The 6896-nt window shown below is 45.4% G+C and carries 5 protein-coding genes; 2 read left to right on the forward strand and 3 right to left on the reverse strand.

Going from position 1 to position 6896, the window contains the following annotated elements; all coding sequences use genetic code 11:
* The first annotated feature begins 47 nt into the window (after window positions 1–47).
* Window positions 48–587, forward strand: coding sequence for a PPC domain-containing protein (locus B9T16_RS08025; protein WP_410244485.1), 540 nt, complete (start codon window positions 48–50; stop codon window positions 585–587).
* Between the two features lie 137 nt (window positions 588–724).
* Here the strand turns inward: B9T16_RS08025 and B9T16_RS08030 are convergent, their stop codons facing one another.
* On the reverse strand, window positions 725–2320 hold the full coding sequence (locus tag B9T16_RS08030) for an Hsp70 family protein (protein WP_410244486.1): 1596 nt from the start codon (window positions 2318–2320) through the stop codon (window positions 725–727).
* A 128-nt stretch (window positions 2321–2448) separates the two neighbouring features.
* Window positions 2449–4209 (reverse strand): group II intron reverse transcriptase/maturase, encoded by a 1761-nt coding sequence (ltrA, locus tag B9T16_RS08035; RefSeq protein WP_410244487.1) that lies wholly within the window; start codon window positions 4207–4209, stop codon window positions 2449–2451.
* 794 nt (window positions 4210–5003) lie between these two features.
* On the opposite strand from ltrA, the gene B9T16_RS08040 reads away from it, so the two are divergent.
* Window positions 5004–5762 (forward strand): transposase, encoded by a 759-nt coding sequence (locus B9T16_RS08040; RefSeq protein ID WP_410244488.1) that lies wholly within the window; start codon window positions 5004–5006, stop codon window positions 5760–5762.
* 72 nt (window positions 5763–5834) lie between these two features.
* Here B9T16_RS08040 and B9T16_RS08045 read toward each other — a convergent pair.
* Window positions 5835–6896: GUN4 domain-containing protein (locus B9T16_RS08045; RefSeq protein WP_410244489.1), on the reverse strand; the 1062-nt coding region annotated here is incomplete at its 5' end.

Here is a 6896-nt window from a genome sequence, read left to right on the forward strand (position 1 = left end):
GTTTCTGTTGGTGGTTGGTAAATCTAATTTGTTGTTTGAGGTCTTTTATGCCTATTAAATTCTTCCTTGCTACAGCCACCAGCCTATTGGCACTTCTGCCCATTTCGATTCTACTGCCTTTTTATGGGGCGATCGCCTCAGAGTCTTCTTTGGCTCCCTCAGAGTCTTCTTTGGCTCAAGGTATGGAACCTGATGCCGTTGATATCCCCCCCTCGGGATCCGAGTCTTTACCGCAGCAAGATACAGAACCTGTCGCTGGCGAAATTATTTTGCTCGAACAGGGGGAACTGAGAGATGGCGATCCAGCTTTACCTACCGATGGTAGTTTATTCCATCAGCATACTTTCTTTGGGGAGGCTGGGAAAAGGGTTAAGATCCTCCTGGAAAGTTCTGAGTTTGACACCTATTTGGCGCTGTTTAACCCCCAAGATGAACTCCTCGAAGAAAATGATGATATTGATGAAACTAACACCAATTCACGCATCATTATTACCTTACCGGATACGGGAACTTATCGGGTGATTGTCAACTCCTATGATGCTACTGGACGCGGTAGGTATCAGTTGCGAGTCAGTGAGGTTGAATAAAATCGGATTAATCCCAGGTTGATTGGCACTTCAACCGTAGCCGTGGGGGGTCTTTCCTCCCCTGCTATTCTCTGCTGAGGCAGAGTTTTTTTGTGGGTTAAAAAACTGCCATATTTCCTGGGTAATTTGTGGGTAAATTAGTCCTCACGTATCACAAAACCTGGGAACATTTGGGCGATAATATTTCCCAGTTCATATTCAACTTTTCGCTTTCCCCCCACCGAGACGATCGCCAAATAAGCCACTTGGGAGCGGTTCACCCGCATTCCCACCCGCCATTTTTCTGAGGCGACGTTTCTCGGGAGTTTGACCGTATCGGGTAAAACCTTTTTGAAAATTTGCCCCTTCGATTGGGGAACCACCCCTAATATCACCTCTGGGGTGTCGTGGAAGGCTTCCAGAGGGGGGATATCGGCGAAGCGGAGGGAGGCGAGGTCGTCTAAATTTGCGCCGCCTTCAATGATGGGAATAAATGTTTCTTCCACTTCCATAGAAGCCGTCATCATACCCACCACAATTCCGATAGTGTGGATGTAGGTTTCGCGGGGTTGCACTAAACCATTGGCGATTAAACAAGCACCGTAGGAAATGGCAAAGGCACTCTGAATCAGGTTAAAATCATTATCAACTCGGGGGTCTTTCTCCGTTATTTTTAGGGCATCTAGGATGGTTTTTTGGACTAGGTAAAACTGAGAAAATCCCCCCACTAAAAACAGGCGATCGCATTCTTGCTGATGGGTAGCCAGCCACTGATTTACCCGTTCTAATACTCGGCGAATTCCCTCGGCGATCGGCTGGAAGGCTTCGTCAACTTCCCCGTTGGTGATGGTATAGCCATTAGCAAAGCTATAGAGCGTCATTTCTGCGAGGTCTGAAGGGCTTTTGCAGTAGTTTTTGAGTTTTTTGGTGTATCTGTCATGCCCATCGATTTTCAGGCTTTCAAAGCTCTGCAGTTGGTTCATAAATTCCTGGCTGTTGAGGTCGGGTTCTGTGCCGTTTTTTTGTTTGTAGGCTTGGATAACACAACGGCGATCGAAGGCTACCCCCGCCGATTCCAAACCGCGATCGCCTTCTCCGTCGAAGTACAAAACCTCAACCTTTTTGTCTCCATAAACGCGGCACAAACTCACATCAAAAGTTCCCCCACCCATATCGCAAACCAGCAGATTACCTTGGAAAGGTTCCTGATTTTCCTGTTGGTGGCGGCGTTGGGTTTCCCAGGCGTAATAGGCGGCGGCTGCGACGGGTTCACTCACCAGTTGAATCAGTTGTTTTTCTAGTCCCAAATTGTGGGCAATTAAACTTTGCAGGTTTTCCCGTCCCCGGTTGGAGATATCTCGCTGCCAAATTTCCGGCACGGACACCACCAAACCCTCGATTTCCCCCTGTTGGCGGCGGAAGCTGTAGGTATTTTCTGGGGAGAGGAGGAGTTGTCGCAGGTAGTCCGTGGTAACGGTGATGGGGGTGTGTTTTGATGAGTAATTATTGGCAAAATTTTCGGTTAGCGGCAAGTCCATTTTAAAGTTACCGTAACTTTCCATTTGCGGGTCGCTGGCTGCTGCTTGTCGGGCGGCTTTTCCGATGTCTATATAGCCGTCGTCTTCGTAGGCGATGAAGGAGGGAATTGATTCTTGCTGTCCGCCATATTTAAAGGCGACCGGTTTGCCATTTTCCAGGTAGGATATAGTCGAGTTGGTGGTGCCGAAGTCGAGACCGATTTTAGATGATGCCATCGCGGGTTTTTAACTGTCGATGCAGGGCTACATTAGGGGTCGAGAATGGAGTCACCTCCATCCCCTCCCATTCAAAACCGTACTTGAGATTTTCACCTCATACGGCTCCTAGTCTGACTGTCTCTTTGTTATGAGCACAGCATTGTCTCTTTATCAAGAGCTGTTTTATCATCGTGACAATGGCGATGTAATAATTGAAGATTTTTGTATTCATCCTTTCCGCCATGGCTTCTAGGTACAATGTGGTCTATTTCAATTATATCTGATGGGGTAAAGAATTGCCCACACCAGGTACATCTGCCTTTTTGTTTTTTGAGTAGTTTTGCTACCCTAGTTGGCGTGTCGATTGCTTGTCCTTTCCTGGTTGCCCAGTAAGTCCAATTTCCGTCGTATGGTGTTGCGTCAGGGCGTATTAGGGTATGTCTGATAATTGGAGTCCAACTGTGTTTGAACAGATGTAACCCATCTTTGGTTTGGAACAGCCAATTTTCGTGTCTTTCTTTCCCATTGCTAAGTTTAATTGTTTCATGTCTGAAATAATTACTTAGATTTTTGTAGCTTGCCTTTCCGCATCTCGATACTGTCCATGCCCTTAACATTTGCCAGATTGTGATGTCTAGTTTAGTGAAGGTCTCTGCTGAGACTACCCCTGAATAATAGTTTGACCATCCCCGAATAATTGGATTTAGTCTGCTAATCAGGGCTGATTGAGGTGCTGTTTTATGTTGTTTAATTACACCTTTAATCACTTCTGTGTGGGCTTTAACTGCTTTTTGGCTGGGTTTAATGTGAGTTTTGTGTCCTAATGGTTTCCCATGTGGAATTTTCCCAGTTCTATATTTTCCTACAGGATATTGCCTAATATTGAAACCTAAGAAATCAAATCCGGGTTCCTCTGTTTTGCCATTATGCTCAATAGGTTTGAGTGTGTGACATACTCGGGTCTTTTCAGGTTTAATCTCTAGTCCTACAGGTTTTAGCCATTCAGAAATAGCAGTTCTGCACTGTTCAATAATCTCTAGTGATGGAGATATCACTACAAAATCATCGGCGTATCTTATTAAGGTAGCTTTAACTCTAACCCCTTTTCTTCTAGGATACATTGTTTCAATTAACCTATCCATACCATCCAGTGCGATGTTGGCTAGGAGTGGACTTATCACCCCTCCTTGAGGTGTCCCTGCTTCTGTATCCTCAAATACCCCGTTATCTAGCACGCCTGCTTTGAGCCATTGTTTCAGGTCTCTTTTTAGGTTGCTTGGACAATGAATTTTTGACAGTAGGTAATCATGGTTTATTCGGTCAAAGCATTTTGCTATATCAGCATCAAGAACATAATATTGTCCCTTATTTATGGCAATATAAATTCTGCTGATTGCGTCATGGGCAGCCCGTCCAGGACGGAACCCGTAGCTTATGCCTTCAAATCTCGATTCCCATTCAGGTTCGAGAGCCGATTTGACCAACGCTTGCCTTGCTCTATCTTGGGTTGTGGGTATTCCTAGCGGTCGTTTTTCCTCCTTGCCAGGTTTTGGAATCCATACCCTTCGCAGTGGTTTTGCTTTGAGGTTTCCCTTAATGTTCTTGACCAGTTCTAACCTTTGTCTTGGAGAGATTGCTCTTACTCCATCAACTCCGGCTGTTTTCTTGCCTTGATTATCTTGAGTCACTCTTCGCACTGCTAAGAGCCGGGCATAATATGATTTCACCAATAGACGTTGCAACCTTCTTACCTTTGCATCCTGTCCCGATTTAGCTGCTTGAAATATCCTCTTTTGGAGCTTAAAGACGTATCGCTGAACTTTAGCCCAGTTAATACTTCTCCATACATTCGTAGTCTTTGTAAGTTTTGGTTTCCCAAATCCCTTACTTTCTCTCGATTTCGTCATTTTGACTCCTACTAGACTCTATTCTTACAATCAAACCGTAACCTATTAGCATATCCCTACCATTACAGTCGGGCGTTGGCTTCTGGTTACATCTCACATCCTCTAGGACTTGCGGTTACACTTATCCCTACTAACTATTTCGACCAGATAGTTAGAGTCCAAGAGGACTTAAAACGTTCCGTTTATATGGGCTTTCCATCTTTAGATTTGTCCTGTCCACCGGGGTACTTTTAAAGGTCTGTGTAGGTGATATATGAAAACCCCTACTTTTCCCCTTGCTCTTTTGAGCGCAGCGTATCAACCTATTTCGCTACTTATCAATGACGATGGTTCAAGCCAGACATTCGGTTTCCCTAATCATGGATGGTTGGCAGTGGTCTCGATTCTGGTGTTAGGTTACACCTCGGAGCCTTCCGTTCCCCGCTTCAATCCTGGGGTTGTGATTCCCAAAACTGGGGGTGGCTATCGCCGTTGCCCTAATTTCCTAACTTTTACTTATCCATTTCTGAATATCCTATAAGGAATTTGTATGAGTTAGTTTGTTTTTGACCTTGGGTTCCCTGCCTTGATTTGTATCGTAGGATACTAATCGTTGGGACATATAAACAGTTATGAGGATGGTCAGGAGTGCGCTCCTTATATTCAACCAAGGGGTTGAAGTCCCCACCAGGCGGTTATTTCGGGTATTGCAACCCTATTTCATGCCTGAACGTCTCGCACTTATATTATAGATATATTATAGAGGCGATCGGCTTGTCTCGATTAGAGAATCAACCACAGCCACCAAGGATATTATGTCTCGCCCTACTCGAAACTTTCAACCTGGACACTGCCATCATGTCACCGTTAGATGCAATAACCGCGAGTTCAAACTGACCCGGACCGAGTGTCGGAAGGTGCTACTGTATACGATTAAAAGGGTTTTGGAAAAATATCGCTTCCGGCTGTATGGGGTCTGCATCATGTCCAACCATGTTCATTATCTCATTGAACCGTTACACCCGGAAGACTTACCCAAAATTATGCACGGGTTGAACTGGTATGCGGCGATGTGCTTTAATCGGATGCTAAACCGCACGGGTCATTTCTGGGAGAAGCGCTATCACTCCTCGGCTTTTCCGAATACCGACAAACAGCGGGCACTGAATACTTTACGATATATTCATGCTAACCCGAAAGCGGCTCGAATGCAGCAGGGGTTTTTCTACGATTTTTCTAATTATGGCAGCTATGACCGCCTGACGGATGATGGACTCACCCAATGGCATCCGGCTTTTTTGGCTTTGGGAAATACCCTTGACGAGTGTGCCCGCAAGTATCGGGGGTTTTGCAAAAAGTATAAGCCCAACCCGAAGCAGGAGAAGCGCTACCACTGGGGAAGTAAGTTTTTACCGAAAGTTATCAAGGGAAGTGGCAAAAAGCCCTCTCCTGGACAGATGAAACTGCCTTGGAATATTCCCGACCCAGAGAATACAGAGGTTACAGAAGTGGCGGAAAAATTTGTCCAAGCCAATGGCTACCGCCCAGAATGGGAAGTGCCAGGTATCGAATAAGGAAAAAGCCGATGTTACTGTGAAAAAGTTGCCGAAAACAAGAACTTGACAACTGCCTGAAGTGGTTATATGCTACAGGTTACAAGTCGGTGCGCGAGAGAAGAGAATGATTATACCATTGTTTATTCTCAATGTTTGTTGATTAATATAGTTGCTTTTTTTTTCAAATTGATAATAATAGCAAGGGAGATGGCCTCTCTTGGCTGACCCAGGGGAAAACTTCTCAAAAATATCTATCCTACTCAACCACGACCCACCCACTCGCCATCCTACCTCGTCTGCAAACCGATACCATATTGTATCACCTGGATAGCTTCCATCAGGCTTACCTCCACAATTGATGTAAATTTGCTTCTGGACACTAAACCCGAAGAGTCCGTTACTGTGTTTAACCCAAAGACCATCGATGATTCGCAAATCCTCGCAAGGAAAGTTTTTGATATCATTCTCGTCTAAATATCCCCGTTGGGTTTGTCGGGCCACCGCTAACATCATCTTAGCCGTTTCTTCGTCGGCTGCTTTCCAGTTGCCTGATTTCAATAATCTGTTGAGTTGGGTATAATCAAAACCAGAAGATGAAGACACGATGGGAGTATCTGCCACTGCTTCAGTTATCGACTGGAGTTGGGATGCGATCGCTTCTATCTGCGATTCTAGGCGTGATTGGGATTGAGATGCGATCGCTTCTATCTGCGATTCTAGGCGTGATTGGGATTGAGATGCGATCGCTTCTATCTGCGATTCTATCCTTGATAGCGATTGGAGTTGAGAAGATGCGATCGCTTTATTCTGGGATTGGAGTTGAGATGCGATCGCTTTGACCAGAGATTCTAGCTGTGATTGGGATTGAGAGGCGATCGCTTCATTCTGGGATTGGAGTTGAGAGGCGATCGCTTTATTCTGGGATTTTAGTTGAGAGGCGATCGCTTCATTCTGGGATTGGAGTTGAGAGGCGATCGCTTCATTCTGGGATTGGAGTTGAGAGGCGATCGCTTCTATCTGAGATTCTAGCTGTGATTGAGATTGGGTAAAACCGTCAATTTTCCGGGTCATTTCATCTAACTGAGACTGCAGGTGAGAGACCATCAACTGTGCGGACTCTACCTGAGACTGAGACAATTGCCAAACCCGCTT

The sequence above is a fragment of the Arthrospira sp. PCC 8006 genome (assembly GCF_046480465.1).
Lineage (GTDB): Bacteria > Cyanobacteriota > Cyanobacteriia > Cyanobacteriales > Microcoleaceae > Limnospira > Limnospira platensis.